Origin of the sequence: Leptolyngbya boryana PCC 6306 (assembly GCF_000353285.1) — a bacterium.
In the GTDB taxonomy this organism is placed as follows: Bacteria; Cyanobacteriota; Cyanobacteriia; order Leptolyngbyales; family Leptolyngbyaceae; genus Leptolyngbya; species Leptolyngbya boryana.
The window spans coordinates 3,225,323-3,245,807 of the sequence record NZ_KB731324.1 but is presented as its reverse complement, the minus strand read 5'-3'; the positions used below and the strand labels follow the sequence as shown (position 1 = coordinate 3,245,807).

Annotated in this window: 22 protein-coding genes and 1 tRNA gene; 14 read left to right on the top strand and 9 right to left on the bottom strand. The window is 46.6% G+C overall.

Translation table 11 applies throughout. The annotated features are described in order from the left end of the window. Positions 1 to 34 precede the first annotated feature (34 nt). Positions 35 to 673: a TetR/AcrR family transcriptional regulator gene (locus LEPBO_RS0116375; RefSeq protein ID WP_017288641.1), complete on the top strand. Its 639-nt coding sequence runs from the start codon at positions 35 to 37 to the stop codon at positions 671 to 673. Between the two features lie 31 nt (positions 674 to 704). Here LEPBO_RS0116375 and LEPBO_RS0116370 read toward each other — a convergent pair whose 3' ends face one another. Further along, entirely contained in the window at positions 705 to 2,567 is a 1,863-nt protein-coding gene (locus tag LEPBO_RS0116370; protein WP_017288640.1) for a tetratricopeptide repeat protein, read from the bottom strand. 185 nt (positions 2,568 to 2,752) lie between these two features. Here LEPBO_RS0116370 and LEPBO_RS0116365 point away from each other — a divergent pair, with 185 nt between their 5' ends. Beyond that, positions 2,753 to 3,271, top strand: coding sequence for a hypothetical protein (locus tag LEPBO_RS0116365; protein WP_017288639.1), 519 nt, complete (start codon positions 2,753 to 2,755; stop codon positions 3,269 to 3,271). A 78-nt stretch (positions 3,272 to 3,349) separates the two neighbouring features. Here the strand turns inward: LEPBO_RS0116365 and LEPBO_RS0116360 are convergent, their stop codons facing one another. The 3 genes from LEPBO_RS0116360 to LEPBO_RS0116350 form a co-directional block, all read right to left on the bottom strand. Next, entirely contained in the window at positions 3,350 to 5,575 is a 2,226-nt protein-coding gene (locus tag LEPBO_RS0116360; RefSeq protein WP_017288638.1) for a PhoX family protein, read from the bottom strand. 165 nt (positions 5,576 to 5,740) lie between these two features. Then, positions 5,741 to 6,142: a YMGG-like glycine zipper-containing protein gene (locus LEPBO_RS0116355; protein WP_017288637.1), complete on the bottom strand. Its 402-nt coding sequence runs from the start codon at positions 6,140 to 6,142 to the stop codon at positions 5,741 to 5,743. A gap of 288 nt (positions 6,143 to 6,430) precedes the next feature. Continuing rightward, positions 6,431 to 7,945 carry a UbiD family decarboxylase gene (locus LEPBO_RS0116350; RefSeq protein WP_017288636.1) on the bottom strand — a complete coding sequence of 505 codons (1,515 nt, stop codon included), beginning with the start codon at positions 7,943 to 7,945 and terminating at the stop codon, positions 6,431 to 6,433. A 227-nt stretch (positions 7,946 to 8,172) separates the two neighbouring features. On the opposite strand from LEPBO_RS0116350, the gene LEPBO_RS0116345 reads away from it, so the two are divergent. The 8 genes from LEPBO_RS0116345 to LEPBO_RS0116300 all read left to right on the top strand — a co-directional run bounded on the left by LEPBO_RS0116345 (position 8,173) and on the right by LEPBO_RS0116300 (position 15,201). Then, positions 8,173 to 8,982, top strand: a complete 810-nt coding sequence (locus LEPBO_RS0116345) for a hypothetical protein (protein ID WP_017288635.1) — start codon at positions 8,173 to 8,175, stop codon at positions 8,980 to 8,982. Between the two features lie 103 nt (positions 8,983 to 9,085). Then, complete coding sequence (locus tag LEPBO_RS0116340; protein WP_017288634.1) at positions 9,086 to 9,466, top strand: response regulator; 381 nt, start codon at positions 9,086 to 9,088, stop codon at positions 9,464 to 9,466. 159 nt (positions 9,467 to 9,625) lie between these two features. Beyond that, positions 9,626 to 9,931 (top strand): hypothetical protein, encoded by a 306-nt coding sequence (locus LEPBO_RS0116335; protein ID WP_026148689.1) that lies wholly within the window; start codon positions 9,626 to 9,628, stop codon positions 9,929 to 9,931. 182 nt (positions 9,932 to 10,113) lie between these two features. Then, positions 10,114 to 11,034 carry a tetratricopeptide repeat protein gene (locus LEPBO_RS0116330; RefSeq protein WP_017288632.1) on the top strand — a complete coding sequence of 307 codons (921 nt, stop codon included), beginning with the start codon at positions 10,114 to 10,116 and terminating at the stop codon, positions 11,032 to 11,034. A 388-nt stretch (positions 11,035 to 11,422) separates the two neighbouring features. Next, on the top strand, positions 11,423 to 11,884 hold the full coding sequence (locus LEPBO_RS0116320; protein ID WP_017288631.1) for a tRNA (cytidine(34)-2'-O)-methyltransferase: 462 nt from the start codon (positions 11,423 to 11,425) through the stop codon (positions 11,882 to 11,884). Between the two features lie 811 nt (positions 11,885 to 12,695). Further along, on the top strand, positions 12,696 to 14,531 hold the full coding sequence (locus LEPBO_RS40125; RefSeq protein WP_017288629.1) for a peptidoglycan DD-metalloendopeptidase family protein: 1,836 nt from the start codon (positions 12,696 to 12,698) through the stop codon (positions 14,529 to 14,531). 98 nt (positions 14,532 to 14,629) lie between these two features. Then, positions 14,630 to 14,702 (top strand) — tRNA-Met (locus tag LEPBO_RS0116305). 295 nt (positions 14,703 to 14,997) lie between these two features. After that, a complete protein-coding gene (locus tag LEPBO_RS0116300; RefSeq protein ID WP_017288628.1) occupies positions 14,998 to 15,201 on the top strand; it encodes a hypothetical protein in 204 nt (67 codons plus the stop codon). A 64-nt stretch (positions 15,202 to 15,265) separates the two neighbouring features. Here LEPBO_RS0116300 and LEPBO_RS0116295 read toward each other — a convergent pair whose 3' ends face one another. Together LEPBO_RS0116295 and LEPBO_RS0116290 are read right to left on the bottom strand one after the other, a co-directional pair. Then, the gene (locus LEPBO_RS0116295) at positions 15,266 to 16,408 is read right to left on the bottom strand and encodes a hypothetical protein (protein ID WP_017288627.1); all 1,143 of its coding nucleotides are present in this window, start codon (positions 16,406 to 16,408) and stop codon (positions 15,266 to 15,268) included. Continuing rightward, positions 16,405 to 16,947 carry a DUF4365 domain-containing protein gene (locus tag LEPBO_RS0116290; RefSeq protein WP_197693258.1) on the bottom strand — a complete coding sequence of 181 codons (543 nt, stop codon included), beginning with the start codon at positions 16,945 to 16,947 and terminating at the stop codon, positions 16,405 to 16,407. The genes LEPBO_RS0116295 and LEPBO_RS0116290 overlap by 4 nt, the downstream gene beginning before the upstream one ends. Before the next feature lie 480 nt (positions 16,948 to 17,427). Here LEPBO_RS0116290 and psbU point away from each other — a divergent pair, with 480 nt between their 5' ends. Beyond that, a complete protein-coding gene (gene psbU / locus LEPBO_RS37285; RefSeq protein WP_017288624.1) occupies positions 17,428 to 17,655 on the top strand; it encodes a photosystem II complex extrinsic protein PsbU in 228 nt (75 codons plus the stop codon). A 214-nt stretch (positions 17,656 to 17,869) separates the two neighbouring features. Here psbU and LEPBO_RS42940 read toward each other — a convergent pair whose 3' ends face one another. The 3 genes from LEPBO_RS42940 to LEPBO_RS0116265 all read right to left on the bottom strand — a co-directional run bounded on the left by LEPBO_RS42940 (position 17,870) and on the right by LEPBO_RS0116265 (position 19,044). Then, positions 17,870 to 18,019, bottom strand: coding sequence for a hypothetical protein (locus LEPBO_RS42940; RefSeq protein WP_017288623.1), 150 nt, complete (start codon positions 18,017 to 18,019; stop codon positions 17,870 to 17,872). A 286-nt stretch (positions 18,020 to 18,305) separates the two neighbouring features. Further along, positions 18,306 to 18,542, bottom strand: a complete 237-nt coding sequence (locus tag LEPBO_RS42375; RefSeq protein WP_071596169.1) for a hypothetical protein — start codon at positions 18,540 to 18,542, stop codon at positions 18,306 to 18,308. Positions 18,543 to 18,732: 190 nt separating this feature from the next. After that, a complete protein-coding gene (locus tag LEPBO_RS0116265; protein WP_017288621.1) occupies positions 18,733 to 19,044 on the bottom strand; it encodes a hypothetical protein in 312 nt (103 codons plus the stop codon). A gap of 125 nt (positions 19,045 to 19,169) precedes the next feature. Between LEPBO_RS0116265 and LEPBO_RS0116260 the strand changes: the two genes are divergently transcribed. The 3 genes from LEPBO_RS0116260 (at position 19,170) to LEPBO_RS42370 (ending at position 20,421) form a co-directional block, all read left to right on the top strand. Beyond that, entirely contained in the window at positions 19,170 to 19,604 is a 435-nt protein-coding gene (locus tag LEPBO_RS0116260) for a hypothetical protein (protein WP_017288620.1), read from the top strand. Between the two features lie 88 nt (positions 19,605 to 19,692). Next, a complete protein-coding gene (locus LEPBO_RS0116255; RefSeq protein ID WP_225885691.1) occupies positions 19,693 to 19,992 on the top strand; it encodes a hypothetical protein in 300 nt (99 codons plus the stop codon). 210 nt (positions 19,993 to 20,202) lie between these two features. Next, entirely contained in the window at positions 20,203 to 20,421 is a 219-nt protein-coding gene (locus LEPBO_RS42370; RefSeq protein WP_144056216.1) for a hypothetical protein, read from the top strand. The last annotated feature ends 64 nt before the right edge of the window (positions 20,422 to 20,485 follow it).

Genomic DNA, 20,485 nt, shown 5'->3' with positions numbered 1-20,485 from the left:
ATTAAACAATGTTTTCTTTGGAAAAGTTCACCAAATGCCGAAACTTTCCCCGGATCGTCAAGTGGTTAAACGAGAGCAAATTCTCAAAGGTGCAATGACCGTCTTTCTCACATCCGGCTACGCTGGAACGAGTATGGATCGTGTTGCAGCAGAGGCAGGCGTTTCTAAACAAACAATTTATAGTTACTTCCAAGACAAAGAGGGATTGTTTCGCTCACTGATCGAGCAAGCGACGATTATTCGCTTTACCACTCTATTTGAGCTAGATCATCAAAAGGTTGAGCCTGAACAATTACTCCGACGATTGGCAGAAATTTTCTTCAATGATGTGGTCGATCGCGGCAACTATATTCCGCTCCTGAGAATTGTGATTGGCGAATCAGAGCGATTTCCAGAATTAGCACGACTCTATACACAAGCAGTTGTGCAGCGTGGAAAATCAATGCTGTGTGAATATTTGCGATCGCGCAAAGAACTCAAGTTGCATGACCCAGAAGCGATCGCTCAGATCTTCTTCGGCTCAATGGTCTCTTGGGTGATCTTGCAAAAAATGCTTTATGGAGAAGAATTGATGCAACTCTCCCGCGATCGAGTCGTAGATCAATTAGTTCATTTGATTTTAAGCAACTCTGATGAGCGCAAGATTGAATCTACGCCGATAGAAAAGCATTGATGATGAAAAACCTTGAGTTCACCGTGAAATCTTAAGCTTGGCGATATCGATCGAGTAATTCTCTCAAATAGTCAAATCCATCGACTCCAATTTCTGCGATCAAACTCGATCGCTGACTTTGCAAAATCTGCTCGAAGCGATCGCCTAATTGTCCTTGCAAAATCGTGAGCAATCCAGCCGAGGTGCGCCAATCGGTTGAACCCATCTGTTCAAGTTTGTACATCGCCATTGCCGAAGCCACAATTGCTTTTTCTGCATCTTGACGCTGATAAAATACCTCACCCACATACGCTAAACAGAGTGCATGTAAATAGCGATCTCCTGACTCTCCTGCCGCATAGCTGCCTTGTTCGAGGTACTTCAAAGCTTGTTCAGCGTCATTCAACGTCACGTAAGCACTGCCTAAGCTAATCGCACATAAAGCTTGGCTCTGCAAATCTCCGAGTTTTTCAGACAAAGCTAAGCCTTGTTCTAAATAGCCGATCGCTAATTCATAAGCATCCGGATCAGATTCGAGTAATTGAGCTTGGAAAACCTCAGCATAGCCCAAGTTAGCCAGCGCATTTGCTTCACCCATACGATCTCCCGATTGCCGACTGAGAATCAAAGCTCTTTGACTGGTACTAATTGCTTCTGCATAGTTCTTCTCGATGATACTAATGCGGCTTAAATGATTGAAATTCGCAATCTCACAACGCCTGTCACCCGCGTCTTGAGCAATCTCCTTTGCCTGTGTATGTAGCTCTTTTGCAACCTCTAATGCGCCAATGATGCGCTGTGTCGATCCAATCAGCGTCAGAATTCGCGCCTTTTCCTGGGTTCCTTTCACTCGCTTCAAAGGCTCACTCAGATAGTTCATTGCCTCGCGGAAGTAAGTTCCAGTAAAAGACGTATAAATCGTTCCATATAAGGGGAAGTATTTCCGTTGGGCAAAAACTCGGAGAATCTGCAACGTGACTCGAAACGAGGCTTCTGAAAAACGTTCGCGATTGATCGAATTCAAACCCGTCGATCGAGAAAATCCTCCTGCTAGCTCCGACCAAATCAACGCAAATGTAAGAAAAATCGAAACCGACATTGACGTTCCTGCTTTGGAACTATAGCTTTGATTTTCCGCCCAACTGACTAATCCTCGTTGTAACGTTTGCACAACGATCAGAAATTCAATCCAATCTGATAATGCAACTTCAGTCTGCGATTCTGCCCATTCTCCTGCGGATTGTTCTTGATCAAGAGCCGCAAAAAACGACTTTGGCAAATTCCCGATCGCTTGCCCTGCCCACAATTCCCAGGGTCTGACTCCTCTCGATGTTCCTCCAAATCCTAATTGCTCCGGGTTATAAATCCAGCTAATTAAATGAGGCTGCAAAACCTCCCAAGATTTGAATCCTCGCAGAATTCCATCACTAAGTTGCGAGAGTTCTTGCTGAGTTTCTGCATCAGAAATCGGTTGCTGCTTGAGAGTCAGCGCAACTTGCTTGAGTTGATCAGAATTGAGGCTTTCAGGATGATTTGGATCGCTTAACGTCAGAAAAATCAGAATGCGATCGCGTTTATCTGCCTGATTAAGTTGCCGCACAGAAGTTGCGATCGCACTTCTATTTTGATTGTCCGATTGCCAGCGTTTCCATTCTCCTTCAATCGTCTGCAATGCCCGCATCGCTCGCATCGCTTTCGCCTGTTTTAACTCATCACTTTTATCATTCGCTGTGGTTTGAGTCTGCACCATGCGATCGCGAAATTTGGCATCAAACACTTCACCGCTATCCGGTTCAATCTCTTGCACCAGCATTTGATAAACCTGTTCTTTGGATCGAATATTCCCCTTCAGCGTTTGCTGAATAATTTGTTCAATCAAATTAGAATAGCGATCGCCCAGTGCAGAATCAGACATAACGAATCAGAATAAATGGAGCTTTCCCTATTCTAAAAGTTTCCGCCAAAGTCTTTTATTTCTGATCAAAGTTCTGATCAAAACTAAGTGCGTAGGGCTTGAGAATCGGGCATTCTTCGGTATGATGAAAAATAATTCGATCGCATTTTGGTGCGTCGCTGTTCCTGGTCATGAGGAGTCGAGCAATGGAATTTTTAACAGGTTTGTTTGGACGATTCGATAAAAAACTTGGTATTTGTGGAGCAGCGCTCATCGGAATTTGTGCAATTCAAGCGCCTGCTTCTGCGCAAGCCGCATATGGTAGCTATGTCGGTGTGGGACCAGCATTTGGATTGTCGAGCGGAGATGGAGATGGAAGTCGCGTTTCAGCGGTTGTGGCTGGACGCTACAAGTTTCTCAGAGCACCCATATCATTGCGCGCCCAAGCGTTTATTGGCAGTGGAACCGCAATCGTACCCACCGTTTCTTACGATTACCCACTGAATTGGCAGACTGATATTTATATCGGAGCAGGGGCTTCGATTCCGCTCGGCGGAGATACGGTGTTGGGAAATCGCACTAGTTTTGCGATTCAGCCAGGGATTGATTATGCATTACCCAACAGCAATGTTGTCGTATTTGGCAATGCGGTGATTGCGTTTGATGGCTATAAGAATGGGGGCACAGCCGCAACCCTGCAAGGTGGAGTCGGTCTGCGATTCTAAAACTCAAGGTTCGACTTTGCTCACTCTGCTTTGGCTCTGTTGCCATAAGTGAAGCGAAGTCGAACCGTATCGCGTGTCTTAGACGATCGTTGTATCTGTAGCGTAACCTGCGATCGCTTTTCCTGCATCTCTCGACACCACCACGACACAAGGACGAGGTGGCGCATCCGCTTTTTTACTCGGAAAATTAGATCCAAGCGGCACTTGACGGATTTGGGTAAAATCTTTCCCATCCGGTGTTCTCATCGCAAATTGCCGAGCCTCAGATTTCATCCCCTGGCGAATCCCTTTAAATTCGCCAGGATGCTGAACTGCCAAAAAGAGAGATTGGCGATCGCGACTCATAAATGGTCCTGTAAGTTCTGCCTCCATCGGAGCCATCGCAAACAAATACGCCTCGCCAGCATTCTCGCCCGAAGTTGGAACAAACCACAGACTATTATTGCCAAACAATCCGCGCAAATTCGACTGGCTGATTGGAACTCCGTTTTTACCAACCCGTTTTGGCACTGCTTTATTGAGCTTGTCAGACGACATATCCGTCACAATCCAAACATGCCCATCAGGGTCAATCATTAAGTTATCCGGATTCGAGAAGCCCGCACCACCTGCGGTTGGTTCACCTCCGAGGGCTAGCATTTTCCACTGAAATGTCATTGCAGCCGGATCATTACCTTCCTCAGTTAAGTGCATCACAAATCCATGCTCATAAGGCACTTCGCCATTCGACCCTTTGAAAATGCGCTGATCAGGACCACCATCGCGACTATCGGGTGAGCCAGAAGTAAACGCAATGTAGAGTGAACCATCGGGTGCAATTTCTGTATCTTCAGGGCGGGCTGTACAGGTTGCACCACAAGCATTCGCGGCATAGTGAGCATCAATCAAAATCGCACCTTGTTTTTCGGTTGGATTGCCTTCATAGAGATCGCCCAAGGTTTTGAATTTTTGTTTGTATTTCACAATCTCTGCTTGCTTGCGAAATGGCGCGAAGCCGCCTGCCGGACGATTGGGGAGATTGATCATTCCACCCACGATCGTACTTGGATCGTCAGGATTCACGGGGGTATCTGCTTTGAGCGCAATCCATTCTCCTGTGCCATTCTCATTGAACTTTGCAGCATAAAGCATTCCGTCAGCTAGTAACCGAGAATTTGCTTTATCTTTCGGATCAGTAACCTGCTCACGGCTGACAAATTTATAAATATGTCCACCTCGTCGATCGCAGCCTGAATAAAATGCTAGCGGCTTACCAGCTTCCGCTCTGACTCCAACTGCTTCATGTCGATAACGCCCTAACCAAGTGTGCTTTGTGCCGAAATCTTTGGGATTCGCAGGATCTACTTCAACAATCCAGCCGTACTTATTACCTGCTAGCCCAAAGACGTTTCCCTGCCCAGACACTTCTTCATCGTCGATTCTGAACGTCACGCGATCGGGCGGAAAAGAAGTGCCATCTGCATACACCGGATCAGGAACTTGGGTTTGAATATTCTCTTCTGCACTAAGCACAGTGCCCCAAGGCGTTGTCCCTCCTGCACAGTTTGCAAACGTTCCAATTATACGATCGCCCAATTTGTCCAAATACCCTTTACCCGATTTCTTCTCAAAGACGGCTTTTGCGGCTCCTGTGCATTTGAGATAGCGTCCATCTTCTAGACCAGAAATTCCGGTAATTCGTCGATCGTTGGACGAAAAAGTTCGTTCCCACTTGCCTTCTGCATTTTTGCGAATCGAAATCACACCCATCCCTTGATCAATCAAGGCTTCTTTGCAGATGGTTGCGATCTGAGTCTTGAGCAGATTCTTCTCAGCCAATGCAAACGCATTCAACCCCCGATCGCCGTTCTTTTTCAATTCTGCCTGAACCGCTTCGACGGGCAGCTTTTTACCCAGTACTTTCGAGTAGCTCTGCAACCAAGGAATTGCACTAATATATTCAAAATTAATGGTGAGATAGCCTTCATTTGCAGCCGTTTCAACAAATGAAAGATAGTCATTGTTATACCCAAACCGTGAGTCTCCAATCTTATCGCCCCAGGCTCCAATCACATCATAGGTAAAGCCTTCAGGTAAGACCAGATCGTCTTGAATTTCGTACTGAGCCAATGCCGAAATGCTCTGATCTGAGGCAATTGCATCTGTCAAAAGCGGCATTGGACCTTGAACTGATTTGAAGCTGATAGTTGCCGAGCCAGAAGACTGAAAAGGGATTGAAAACTTCTGATGATTCTTTGCAAGACTCGCGATCGCAGCAGTTCCCGCCGCTGCACTCAGAAAAAGCAACAAATTCCGGCGTTTCATCAGGTAGAACTCCAATCATGACTCGCATCAGGAGGAATCTACCAGATTGAGGTTAAGGCAGAGTAAAACTCAAGTTGTCGATCGCACCGAAAATGTTCTCTGAATTAATAGGGGAATGGGGGATATAGCATTTCTCTAAAGAGTGCTATATCCCCCCTCCCATTCCTAACGGCGGGGCTTCGGAGTCAGAATATTAATCACCGCTCCTACTGCAGCTCCATTCGCAGTATTCCGCACGGCATGACGGCGATTTGTCACGGAGCCAACTGCTGCACCCGTTCCTGCACCCACAGCAGCATCTCTGAGAAAGTCAGGACGCTGACCTTTCTTCGTGGTTAAATCTCGCGATTGATTGACCGCTGCTCCGGCTGCAGCTCCGTTGATAATATTCGGAACGACCTTATGTCGCGTGATTGCGCTAGATGCAGCTCCAACTCCTGCCCCAATTCCAATGTCCCGCCAGATGTTTTGATCGGCGGCAGCAGGTTTGATCGGCAGCAGAGTTGCACTGACTAAACTCGCAGCAAGAACTCCAGGAGTAATCGCCCGCTTGAATGTCAAAGTCATCGCTAAACCTCCATAGCTCAACAAATTTAGCAAGTCATTCGCTCGCTTAGTTTCTCAGTCTAGGCAGCAACTGGTGCAATCACCTGTCTCTTTAGCTAGAGATCAATTGCCTCTGCCTGAGTGCATAATTACGGCAGAATGCTCTGTTTAGGCTATGCCTTAATCCACACATCTCCCTAATTTCGTAATCAAGAGCGCGATCGCAGTTCTGATACTCCTCCCTGCCATTTGGCATAGAAGGTTCAATGTCATGAACGAACTGAAACCGAATCTGATCTGCTGTTCTGCTTACTGCTCGATTTGGTAGCCAAACAGATTCGGATCAACCTCACCCAATTCCAAATCGGCAAGCCCATATTCCGCCCAACGTCGATCGACCATTGCAGCGACATCCGGATCAGACTTCAGCGGGTCTGCCCAGGGTCGATCTGTTTCTGGGAAAATCTTCGTCGTCGCATCAATTCCCATCCGACTGCCCAAACCCGGTTTCTCCGTCGCAAAGTCCAAGGAGTCAAATGGATTCTCAGGCAGGATAAACACATCCCGCGCCGGATCGACTTTAGACGTAATCGCCCAGACTACGGCTCTCGGATCGCGAATGTTGATATCCTTATCGACCACAATCACAAACTTAGTGTAAGTAAACTGCGGCAACGCACTCCAAAATGCCAAGGCTGCACGTCTCGCTTGACCTGGATAAGCTTTATCGATCGATAAAACCGCCGCTTTATAGCTCAACGCTTCCATCGGCAAGAAGAAATCAATGATCTCTGGGACTTGCTGACGCAGAATCGGAGTATAGATACGGTTCAACGCGAGCGCCATCATGGCATCTTCCTTCGGTGGACGACCACTAAAGGTTGTCAAATAAATTGGATCTTTCCGATGCGTCACGCAGTTGAATCTGAGCAAGGGCGCTTTCTCATTCACCCCGCCGTAATACCCCATGTGATCACCCGCAGGCCCATCTACACCGGTCTCTCCGGGTGTAATCGTTCCTTCAAACACAAATTCTGAATCTGCTGGCACTTCTAGATCAACGGTTTTGCATTTTGCTAAATGTACGCCCGTTCCCCCATAAATTCCGGCAAACAGCCATTCGGAAAGATCGATAGGTAAAGGAGTTGCCGCCGCCAGAATAATTAGAGGATCAACCCCGAGCGCGATCGCAACTTCTAATTTCTCACCGCGTTCTGCTGCTTTTCTTAAATGTCGAGTCGCGCCACGCACCGAAAGCCATTGCACCGTCATCGTATTCTGCGATTGCACCTGTAAGCGATAAACTCCAACATTCGGAATTTTCGTTTCAGGATCTTTCGTAATCATCAATCCCAGCGTGACAACTTTACCTGCATCACCCGGATACACGCGCAAAAACGGCATTTGATTAAAATCAAACTCACCTTCTTTCAGCACAATTTGCTGACAAGGAGGGAAAAAGTCCCGCGCAGGTTTGGCTTGAACGACATCATATAGAACTTTTCCAAGTTCGATCGCTTGAGAAAATTTCTTCGGCGGACGTGGCTGATACAACAGCGCTAACTTTTTCCCCAACGTTTCTAACTCAAGCGGCGACTCCATATTCATCGCCCAGCAAACCCGCTCGACAGTTCCCATCAAATTGACAGCAACCGGATAGTTTGACCCTTTCACATTCTCAAACAGCAATCCTGGCCCGCCGTGTTGCAACATCCGATTTGCAATCTCAGCGATTTCTAGATCCGGATCAACCAGCGTCTTAATTCGACGCAACTGTCCGCGCTCTTCGATCTGTTTGATAAATCCTCGCAAGTCTCTCGGCATAGTTTCGACATCGTGAAAAAGCTCCTTCTATTATGAAGGGTTATGAAGAACGGGGGAGAAATGAGACTGTACTCCTTCGTACCGCAATGCGTGACGATCGCTGATTTCTTGATTGCTGATTTCTCAAGTTCCTCACCCTGATTCCTCGATTTCCTCGTACAAACTTCTAGCTGACTTCGGGGCACTTTATAGAAACGATAGAAGTCTTCTCCCGCCCCTTTTCACCCATGTCTACCCAAAGAGTTCCACTCGAAGTCCTCCAAAAAATTCGACAACATTTGAGATCTGCTTTGGTTGTACCCGAATCTGAGAATCATCCCAATCTCTACAACAACATGGATGAACCTCCAAAACCCGATTCCTTAGAGGAGTTAGGCAGCTTATTTCACTTCGGCAGTTCACTCGATGAAACGCTGCAAATGCCGAATAATCAAGGGCGATGGTTTATTAGCGCCACAAACCCTGGTGCTGTCCTCGTGACACTTCCAAGCATCAAACTCAAGCCCGATTTTCGTTTAGTGACTTATCTCTTTCGTCTAGGGGAAGACGGGACAGGCGTAACTTGGGCACTACCTGAGTCCTGTAGTACCACTTCTCATCTGGAAAAAGCATTACTCACAGCCAGCGGACGCGACAATCCTCCTCAACCTGAAGGCGCATTGGCAGACTGCATGGACGCGATCGACGGCGATCATTCTCCCCGGTCTTTTGTGATGGCTTCACTCTTACGCCGTGAACTTCTGGAAATGGGAAAAATTGGGCAGGTTGCAGACTGGGTACACCATCGATTGATCGATGCGCCTCCAGATTCTGCAAATTGGCAGTGGCGAACTGAACCCCCGAAAGATTTTTCACCCAAAGTCCGAGTTTCAGAGGGGCGAGCTGCGATCGAGTTTTTTACTTGCCGCGTCACAGCCCCGATCGTCATTTTCCAACACGTCGATCAATATGTCTTAGGACAATATCGGGCAAAACATCTCGATCGACCCCTCGCCATCAACCGAACTCCAGTTCTGAACGGCAAAAAACCTGTTTAAACCCTTCACACTCTCTTCACAGATTTTTCTCGGAAGCGGTCTGAAGTTCGATGAATAATGCAAATAGTAAGGCTAGATACCAGGTTGAGTGGAAGGAATCGCTATGAGTTGGGTTTTAGTCGTGGACGATAGCGCGGTTGTGCGAGAACTCATTTCTACCGAATTGCGGCATCAAGGATTTGATGTTGCCGTTGCGAATGATGGTGTTGATGCCATATCCGTCATTCAAAAACATCCACCCGATCTGGTCATTACAGATGTCGTGATGCCGCGCATGAATGGCTATGAGCTTTGCCGTTGGATCAAAAGTGATCCACGCAGCCAGAACATTCCAGTCATGATCTGTTCGATTAAAGGTGAAGATTTCGATCGCTACTGGGGCATGAAACAAGGTGCAGATGCGTACATGATCAAACCCTGTCCACCTGCTGAGATGTTAAGTGCGATCGATTATTTACTGTCTCGCTCAGCCACGTCAAACTGATCCGCCTGCCGCAATTTGATTAACTTTTCTACCCCACTGCGGATCATTGCCTTGAGGGAAAATTACAGATCCTTTCAATATTCTTGAGAAATCGACTCCATCTGTTGATCAGCGTTACGTTTAGATAATCTCTCAAATCTTGCTGATGTTTGGAGCATTATGAATAACATGCACCGTTACCGAATGGTCTGTACGCTCTCGTTTGGCGACATCTACGGTCAGATTATTGTTTGGTTGATCGTCATTTTTCTCAGTTTGGCATCTGCAATGGCAATGATGGGTGCAAGTCGCCCTATTTACGCACTTGCAACGGTCGGTTTAATTCTCGTTTTATCGCTCCCCTTTCTCCTATTTGCATTTGTCACGACGCTGTTAAATCACATCGAACTGAAAGAAGTTGACCCCGCAGCAGAACCGCGATCGTCGTCTACGCCAGTGGCAACTCAGCGACCTGCTCAAGCCTAGTTTAAGTAGAGAGTAGGGAGTAGTAGGGTAAAAGCAAATGATGTGAGATCTCTACTGCTCTCCTCACCCCCTATCTCCCCACTCCCCACATTTCCGCCTCCATTTCACAACTTTGCGCTATCGTTGAATCTGCTAATCCCATTTAGCCTGTTGACTTCTGCAAAGAACTGTGAGGTAATCCCGTGACCGAAACGCGCAAAAATCGTTGGCTCCTGAACCTTGTCTTAATCGTGGCAACGGTCGGCTTATTGGGTGTGACGATGTTACCCCTGGTTACCTCTGCGATTAGCAGTAACTCACAAGCCAATAAGCCAAATCCTAGCCCTTCTCAAGCCGCCACTCCTCAAGATCAAAAAGCGGATATCGAAGCACAAGCGAGAGGCTACGAAGAAGTTCTCAAGCGTGAACCCGAAAACTCGACTGCTCTGCGCGGGCTTTTAGAAGCGCGGCTCAAGCTCAACGATGTTAAAGGGGTGATTGACCCGCTCGAAAAACTCGTCAAACTCAATCCGAATCAGACTGAATATGCCGTTCTGCTCGCTCAGGCAAAACAGCAGTTGAACGATCCAGAAGGAGCCGCACAAGCTTACCGCAATATTTTGCAATCCAAACCCGGTGATTTGAATGCGCTCGCTGGAATTTCAGACTTATTAATCAAACAAAAACGTCCTGAAGCCGCGATCGGGCTGTTACAAGACACCCTCAAACAAGCTCCAACCGCCAATAAAACTCAGCCGAATAGTGTAGATACCACTGCAGTTCAAGTCTTACTCGGCAAAGTTTTTGCGTCTCAAAAACGCTATGACGAAGCTTTAACCACATTTGATGAGGCTTCTAAAACCAATGCCAACGATTTTCAGCCAGTTCTCTACAAAGCCCTAGTGCTGAAGGAACAGGGTAAAAACGATGAGGCAAAACCGCTCTTTGATAAAGCGACCTCTCTCGCACCTGCTCAATTTAAAGATCAAATCACTCGGTTAAGTACAACTCAACCTTCAGCTTCAGAGTCGGGAACCACTAGCCCAACTACTAGCCCAACCAATTCTGCTCCCGCTACGCCAAATCCAGGAGCGGCTCCCACAAATCCTGCTCAAAGCAATTAGAGCGTCTATCTCATTCCTAAAAAAGCCAGAAATTGGAGAAAAAATTTTCCAACCTGGCTTTTTTGTTTGTCGATAAACTGTAATCTAGATTACGAAAACCCTTATCCTATCGGAATTCTAGCTAATTTTCTTGCTCAGCGATATGTCTGGATCTTCTAAGCGATCTGCCTGAGCTTATCTGAGAGAAACCACAAGTTTTTCTACTAAAAAGTTGGAAATTGATAACAAATCAAGGAGGTTTATCTCACTTTCGGTGGATATGCCGATGTAATTAGAATATTTAATCAATTCTTCTTTGTGCTCAATCATTAAAAAATCGTATATGAGCATGATTTTCTACTTTTTAAGCAGGATCTCGTTCATTCTCATCCAAAGTATCGATTAACTCATGCCTAAAGTTGTTCTCGTTCATCCCCAAATTCCGCCCAATACAGGTAATATCGCCCGCACTTGTGCCGCAACTCAAACTGAACTTCACCTCGTTGCCCCGCTAGGTTTTGAAATTAGCGATCGCTATCTCAAGCGTGCGGGTCTCGACTACTGGGAATACGTCAACCTCACGGTTCACGATTCGATCGACGACTTCCAAACTTACTCTCAAAGCCAGGGTGGACGCTGGATCGGCTTCAGTGCCAAAGCGACCCAGAACTTCACCCAAATTCAGTATCGAGACGATGACTGGCTCTTGTTTGGTTGTGAAACCGCAGGTCTGCCTGACGACGTGATGCAGACTTGCCCAATTCTTGCCTATATTCCCATTACTCAACCTGCAGTGCGGGGCTTTAACCTCTCGGTCAGCGCCGCACTTGGGCTGTTTGAAGCGCGCCGTCAACTCGGGCACCTGAGTTAGTTGTTTTCCCACATATATATATATAGATATGAGATAGATAGGAGCAGGAGCGATCGCACAATTTCTTCCCAAGCGCGATCGCTCCTCCCACAACCTGCAACGTTCTCACAGTTAATTAGTTATTTAGATCACCGAATGCCGCTTCTTAGATAAGAAATCCATATCTGAAAATTCATTCTTCGCGTCCGTAATCTCGCGGATTTTCTATCAGCTTCATTCAACTGAATTGTGAGTAAATATCATATTCAAACCTACAGCCACACTGGATTTCAGAAATCTAAACCATAGAGAAACCAAATAGACGTGCTCTGTCGCCTGCATGATTTCACGGTTGAGCGATGATATTCTTTACATTAACTTCTTGTCATCAAATACGGACGACAAATGGCTTGACTAAAATCTCGAATTTGTTCTAAAACATCTCAGTCGGGATGATTCACTCCGAGTTCACCAAATCAGCTAAACTTTCTGTCTCACTTGACCCTGATGAACACACTGGCTCCCCTAATTTTTGCCTCGTTGCCAAAGGATTTTTCTAAATTCTTTGCAGCCTTACAGCATCTGGGATTCAGCCAGTTTATTCAACTCAGACGAGTTGACAGCCAGTTGGAATATCTGCTATCGATTCTTTCGGATACGAAAAGATGCATCGAGCATTCCGGATTTTCCCAATTTGGGAGAAGCGGGTTCCCTGGTTTGAGTAATGGCTCCGGATTGGCTCCGAACGATTTGAAAAACCAAATCGAGTGACTGGCAAAAGGTTTCGCACTCGATGACAGTTAAATGCTGCACACTTTAGGAGGTCGTTTTTTTGAAACGAGCAGTTCCGCAAGACGCAAACTCAGTTCTGTTTAGCGCGATCGAACCCGAAAGCGCTGAAGAACAGCCCCGGCAGTTGCCCCAAGAGACATCCCGAACCGTTCGGACCTCTGCTGCCATGTTTGGACTCGCTTTCTCAGTCGGTGCTTACGGACTCGCTGCGCCCCAACAGGCACAAGCGGCTGTCCCCACTGATTCGACAGCGTCTGACCTGACACCTGGCACGCCTGCTTCGGTAGATGCGCCCACCGCCACTGCACCGACTGCAGTTGCTGCTTCCACGACGACCCATACTGTTCAAGAGGGTCAAACACTCTGGAAGATTGCCGAACTCTACGGCATCGACGCTGCAAAGCTAGCGAATCTAAATAGCTTGCAAGCCAATGCAGTCCTCTCGGTAGGACAAGTTTTACAGGTACCGATGGGCGATCGTATGGCAGCTACTATCAGTGGCGCTCCCATCAAGTCGTTACCGAATCTCAAATCTATTCCGGTGATTCCCGCGCAACCGCAAGTCCAGTCCACATCGGAACGTGTAGCATCGGTTGTCGCAAAACCTAAGCAAACGGCACTCGCTGAATTGAAGCAAAACCGTGATCGCTTGAAGCAAAGTTTGGCGGAGTTGAAGTCTGAGGAGCCAGCCCAATCTCAAACCGTTGCGATCATGCCTCAGGCAGAGTCACAGCAGCTTGTCACATATCGAGTGAATCCAGGTGAAACGCTTTCCTCGATCGCACAAGCGCATGGCATGACAGCTCGCGACCTAGCAGCACTGAATCGCCTGAATAACCCCAATTTGGTGCAGGCAAACCAATTCATTCAAGTTCCTCAAAAATCAGGTCAATCTCTGGTTGCTCAAGCTCTCCCTGAGCCAGCCCCGCAAGCTCCTGTTGCATCAGTACAGGCTCCTGCTGATATCCAGGTTCCGACCGTCCCCAGTTTGGCATCGACTCAAAATCCGAGTGTGCCATTAGCGATTGGCGGTGATGCACGCCAGTTTGCATTCCGCCCTGCTCGTAATCGCGCGCCTGAAGTTCAACAGGTGGATGTGCGCCGATCTGACGATCAGTACGTGAATACCTTGCTGGGCGAAATCTCGCGACTGAGAGAACGCTATCAATCTCGCTCTGTAAATCGTGAAGCGCCGAAGGCCGCCGAAGCAGTTTCTTCTCGTCGTAATCCTCAGTTCAACCCGAATCGTACGGTCTCTTCCCTTCGCACGACGAGCCGTAGTGCCAATAGTTCTGATGTAAACAACTCTGGTCAAACGCGTTTAGAGCGAATGTTAGCAGACGCACCGAAGCCACAGCGTCAAGTGGTTGCGACTGCGCCAGCTGGATCTGAGTCTTACGCACCTATTCTGCGTTCTCCGGTTGGCAAGACGGTTTCGCCGAACTTGCCGCCTCTGGGGCGCTCTGACGCTTATATGCCAGGAGATCGCTTCAAGGGCTATATGTGGCCTGCGAAAGGGGTATTGTCTTCTCCTTATGGCTGGCGTTGGGGACGGATGCACAAAGGGATCGATATCGCAGCTCCGGTTGGGACTCCGATTGTTGCAGCCGCTTCCGGTAAAGTTGTGACGGCTGGCTGGAATGATGGCGGTTACGGGAAGCTTGTGGAAGTTGAACATGCAGATGGTAGTGTGACGCTCTATGCTCACAACAACCGGATTCTGGTTCGTGTGGGTCAACAAGTCCGACAAGGGCAGCAAATTGCTGAGATGGGAAGTACAGGTTTCAGTACGGGTCCTCACTCACATTTTGAAGTTCATGTACCCGGTCGGGGGGCTGTAAACCCGATCGCGTTGTTGCCTCAGTCTCGAAGTTAGATTGATCTTCAAGGGGAGGGTCAACCTTCCCTTGAAGGCTTCTTCCAAAATAGGGCTTTATTTGTAGTTACAGTTGTGATATTATTGGAATGTTGTAAGGCTCAGTAGCTCAGTGGTTAGAGCAGGGGACTCATAAGCCCAAGGTCGCAAGTTCAAATCTCGCCTGAGCCATAGGTTTCAAAGGTCAGGGAAAAACATTACCCCAAATTACCCCTAAAACCGAAACACAACTGAATAGGATGGAACGCGATATCAAAGCGTATTCACAGCTTCTTAAGGGAAGAAATCCCAGTAAAAAGTTATGAATACCGATTTGATACCATGTCTCTTTGTGTGTTAGAAGCTGATTTTAATAGCTGGAAGTCTTATAGCGTGGTTCTAACACGCACTTGATTAGAGATTAGAAGTCCGCATCGACGAACTCCACGTCTGGGAATCCTAAGCCCGTTCCTCAAGATTTGCGCCAATGGAAAATCAATGGACAGCCCGACCGTTGAAAGTGGTTCAAGGGGTCGTGATCTTATCCCTGGTTATCGTGGTTCTCGCCTTCATCTACGGCAAGTTTATCCACCACCCGTTGCGGGTTTGGGTGGCGGATGGGGAATGGTGCGTGAGATTTTCTCCAGATGGATCAGGAAAAGTCCTCTACGGCTCCGAGTGTGATCGCTAACAGATTTAGGAACTCTAGCCTCATTCGTTTATTTGATTCAGTCAGTTTTGATATGTAGACTTGACTAGGCTGCCAGTGTTCTATCTAAATGCCAAGGGTGAATTGCTACTAGAGTTCGTTCAATCTTTCCTTCCCCAGTAATTGGTGATACAGAAATTTTCTCTCTAATCGTTGCATTGTAGAGTTTACCAATTGTTAACTCAATCTCTCTAGAACTAACAATCTCATCCGCTATTTTTCCAGAAAGAGAGACATCGTTGTCCATAGTGCGAATTTCAAAGTTTTTATTGGTCTTACTTGCTGTTAAAAGCTCACCAACCAATTCGTATTCTTGTGGTGCCTCCGCCTCAATCTTTTTTATCGCGTCTACAGTAGCAATTACATCAGAAGATGTTATGCCTGCTGTTCCACCCCGATTGGGATTGAGTGAACCCCAATCTACCTTCAAGTCCGTATTGGCATCCCACAAAGCGAGTAGAAACTTTCGATAGTTAGAAGCAGTTCTACGTTGCAAGCTAAGTAGACGTTCGCTCAATTGCTCTAATGCCTGCTCGTGCGTTTGGTTTAAGATTTCTAAAAATTCTTGCACAACCATTTCATCTAGAGAATCTGATGCAGATTGATTAGGAAGTTGTAGTTGCTCCTCTTTTGGTTTAGGTGCTAAAGCCAATCGCAACCCAAACGATCCTTTGAAAGTCCCTAATACAGATAATCGAGTCTGGTCAGTAATGTCTTTTGCAACCTTTCCAAAGGGACTAGGTCTACCTGCCTTCACTTGTCCAAGTGAGTCAAACAGGGATTGTAAAGAGTCCAGAATTGCTCCTAAATGCTTTGCTGAAGCTTCTTCTGATGCATTGCTGTTTTCTAACTTGAAGTAGAAGTGCATATTTAGAATTTCGCGGCATTTGTCAGTGGCAATTGCACTAACATCTACCAGATCATTAAAAATTTCTGTTTGAGGACGTTGCTCAGCTAATTGCAATATCCGAAATACATCGTCTATCCGAGAAGCGTAATCGGGAATGTCTGTTGTAAGAGGTAATAAGACTTCGTAAACGCTGTCACCGTGTTTTGCTGGGTGAATCCAGATTTGAGCCTGGTCAGAAAAATCTTCCCGCTTTGACCAACCGTTCTGCCGAAGATATTCTAGAACAGCTTTTGGCTGTACGGCATTGTAAACATCAATACTTTGCGTCGGGGATTTCATAAGTCTTGCCTGTGTGCGACCTTGCTCATAAGTTCAGTCAGGGATTCGGGAGTAAGCAAGTTTGATCGAGGGATGCTGACGGTTATAGTTTCATCATTTAAGGTTTCCTCCTTTCCCTTTAAGGATAACCAGTAGGCACATTTTCGTATGACAGTAGATTCGGGTTCTGTTATCTCAATCCAATTCTCTAAGATTTCTGGCACTAAGACCACGATTAATATTTGTGGAACCAAATGAGAAGTTAGCCTCAACTTGTTATAGTTTTTCACCTCAAGTGGAAACTTAATGAATAATTCAGTGATGTTGGCTTTAGTAGCTGTACATTTGACTTGAGCTTCAATTTTAGGAAAACTGAGTACTCCTTTTGTCATTGCACCTGGCGCTTCAATTATGATGTCTAACCCAGCACTATCCATTGGACGAGATTTTGGCTGAACACAAAAACCAGCAGTTGAGGCAATTGCATGGACGTAGGCATAGCTGAACTCCTCCTTCCGAGTACTTGTATGCATCGGACTGCTTGATACCCAAGATTCCATTATTGCTCCCAAATCTATACATACTCAAAGCTTAGCTGTTTGTCATTGTAGGCAATGCCTGAAATTGTTGTACCAAAATCAGACCCAAAAACCGCAATCTTTACGAGCAGGTGATGAGCACGATCGCTCACAGATCGCATGGGAATCCTGAGATACCTATTTGTCAGTTCACGCATCCATCCCGTCAGAGTGGCGGGATTTTTTGTTGAGATGAGCGAGATCGCGCATTAAAACCCCGATCTAACGATCGGGGTTGCCTAAAGACTTTTGCCAGAAGTATGATCGCACTAACGAGTTTTTCCAAATAAAATATGCAGATTGGTTCTCGCGCCTGTGCGGTGGAAATCTATCAAACGCATAGCTGCGATCAATGACATCGGTTAAGGCGATGTCATCCTATTCCGCATTATGTCGGATAGACAATCTCTCTTGAGGAATGATAGGTTCTGACTATAAATTTCAGACAAGAGATTTCTCAAGATGATTGATTTAAACAATGCTGATGTGCGTGCATTTCAAGCTTATCCGGGGATGTATCCTACGTTGGCTAAGAAGATTTTACAAAATGCACCCTACAGCAAGGTCACGGATGTGCTGGACATACCCGGTCTGGTTGATACACAGAAAAAACTCCTAGAGAAGAATTTAGATAATTTTACCGTTAGCGAGATACCTGATCGCTTTATTGACGATAGGACTGATAGCTAAAGTGACATCAAGCACAGACTGATTCAAGCAGATTATGTTGTGTAAAACTCAGAGATCGCGGATGCACATTGGCGCAATTTGATGTCGTTCGTGATGTTCCAACTGGACACGCGATCGCCTGATTGGTTTCCACGATCGAACAGTTCCCTTTCAGTCGCTTTGAAATTTGATTCGAGACGCTAATGTGATCAGATGGCTGGAAACCTTTTCAAGATTAGCGATCGCACATTCGCACCCAGAACCAAATTAATGCAAGGGCACGGAATGCTTCTGCAACGGCTGTGATTGATTGGGGATCTCTTGGGTCAGCTTTCTCGATCGTCTGTTGCAGATCTCGAATCATCGATCTCAGTGCTTCGTTCATTTTCAATCACCCTAAGCAGGTTTCTTACAACGCTCCAAAAATAAAGCCACCCCACGAGCAGGTAGCATCCGGTTCATAGAACGATCGTAATTATGCGATTGAAGAATTTGCAGAACTTATAAAAAAGGCAAAGTCACGGCATCCAGTTCAAGAACGATCGTACCTTCCGCGATCGCGTCGCAAAAATCGCGAAATTTGGGAAAGTTGAACAAAAGATCATTGCCATTTGTGGTGTCCCGTCCTTGTGGCGGGATTTTTTGTGTGAAGAATGATGGGCAATCGATTGTCAGCTTGTTTGATCATCCAACCGACTGAGACTTTCTCTTGCCACGCGATCGGCTTGTGCGATCGTTTGCTGGATTTCGACATACCACTGGGATTGCTTCCCGGTTTTCAGTCGGTTCTGACTGACTCGACGTTTCCCAGCTTGGGTTTTGGCTCCCGTTGATTTGAGCCACGGTTTGAGCGTCAGCATCATCTGCTGTTGTCGCTCTCGCCGTTCCTGAGTCCATCTCCCCGCCATGAATTCCCCCTAACTGATTGAGTTGCTTGTCAACGTAATTTTTAATAAATTGCGTCGGTTTCTTCGGATTTTTGATGGTGTCGATCGCTAGAATCAGCTTTCGGCATGAATTTGATGCCTTAAACGCGAGTTCAAACAATGACTGTGCGATTTGAGGCTGTTTCAAATTCATCGCAGCAAGATTGGTGAGTTACAGGGTTAAGGATTCCATGACCACCAATTGCACCGTCAGCGCTCGAACGGAGGCTTTAGAAAAGTCCTCTTCCATCTCGCGAACGCGATCGTCAACTGCTCCGAGATAGCCAGCGAGTTCTTTTGATCCTTCAACAAGATTGCCTTTGCAAATCATGAGAGACGTTGCCGCGCCGAAACCGGGATCTTTTGTGGCACGAATCCCTACTCTCGGATCGCCTGTTAAGTCGATCGATCTGCTCACGCTGTCGGCATAAGCATTGGCAAGCTTCAAATCCTTCAGGGAATCAAGGTGCTTTAGGATATCCATATTTTTCAGAATTGTTCATATTCAAACTATAGCGCTCGATTTTAGCTCTCCTTTTGCCAAAAATCGTTCAAACTAATAGAGTACGGGTGTTCTAAATAAATTAAAAATAGTTTGGAGTTGAACGGATGCCACGGAATAAGAATCGCATCAAAATCAAGCATCGTCCGCATTCGAGCCAATCGCATAATATTCACGACTGGCAGCCGTGGCAACACTCAACGGGTGCAAAAACACCCGAAGGTAAGGCGAAAGTTGCTAAGAACTTGCACCTTAGCCCTGCTTACCGTGAGTGGCGGCGCATTTGCACCCTGTTGGAACTCGATCCGAAAACGACGTTCAAAATTGATCTAGAAATTCCTTTTACGATCGCAACTCGACTCCGTGGCAAAGCTGATTTTGAGCCGTTCCCCGTTCGCTTCAAATGCCGATTGAGTAAGGATAGAAGCCGAATTCTGAGCAAATCATTTGAACAAAAATACTATAGGGGATCTGGGAAATACAGTGCAGCCGCAATTGATGAAGTAACGGCAATGCTATCGAAGATCGTGCGCGCGCTGTAATTTGACTTTTTTGGACAATAAGCATGAGGCAGTCAAAAAACTGAATTCTTTGATGTCACAACAGGAGGGATCAAATGAATTAATCATCATGAATCTTTCCCTCGAAACTCTTCTGCAAGAGAGATCGCTTGCCCTTGAAGCCGCACGAGCCAAAACTGCAAAATCGGCATTGTTGAGAAAGCTTACGGATTTTCGATCGCTCCATCAGAATCGCACTGGGAACCTTCGCTTGGATGGTTCAGAAGTGGTACGGCTCGTCGAACTGCTTGGCGAGAAAAATCCTGCTCTGGCGCAAAGACTTTCAGGCTATCGGAATCAATTCAAAAGTGAAATCACGCTGTTACCACATGAGGTTGATTCTCTCGTAGCGATCGTCGAGCGTTCTTGATCGAGCCGGTAAACGGCTCCGGTATGTGGCTCCCGTCCTCCATCTCTTCAATACTGAGGCTGTGAAACTCATTCCATGTGGAATAAGTTGAGATGTTGCATTCCATCTCCTCAGTGCTGAGGATGTAGCTATCCTGCTCGAAAATGAGCGGGGTTATCCCTCGAAACACTATAGGCTTAAATCCTTTCTCGCCAATCGTTTGAGAGGATTTTGCCGCGAAAATACTATGGGCTGAAACGCCGTTTTTATCGAATTGAAAAAGTTAGGGGGGAGTCCCCATCGGGTTTAGTTCCTCAATCAGGCGATCGCTGGAATGCTCAAAGCCTTACAGGACAAGAAAGTCTGTTCCTCAAACGGAGCGATCTCTGGCTAAATGTCCTCCACAGGGACATTCTGATCTTGTACGTCGAATTTAGTGCAGCACCCTAAACCCATTGCCCTATAACGGCTTTAGCCATTTTTAAGCGGTTTAGTGCAGTGGTAGTTAGTTTCT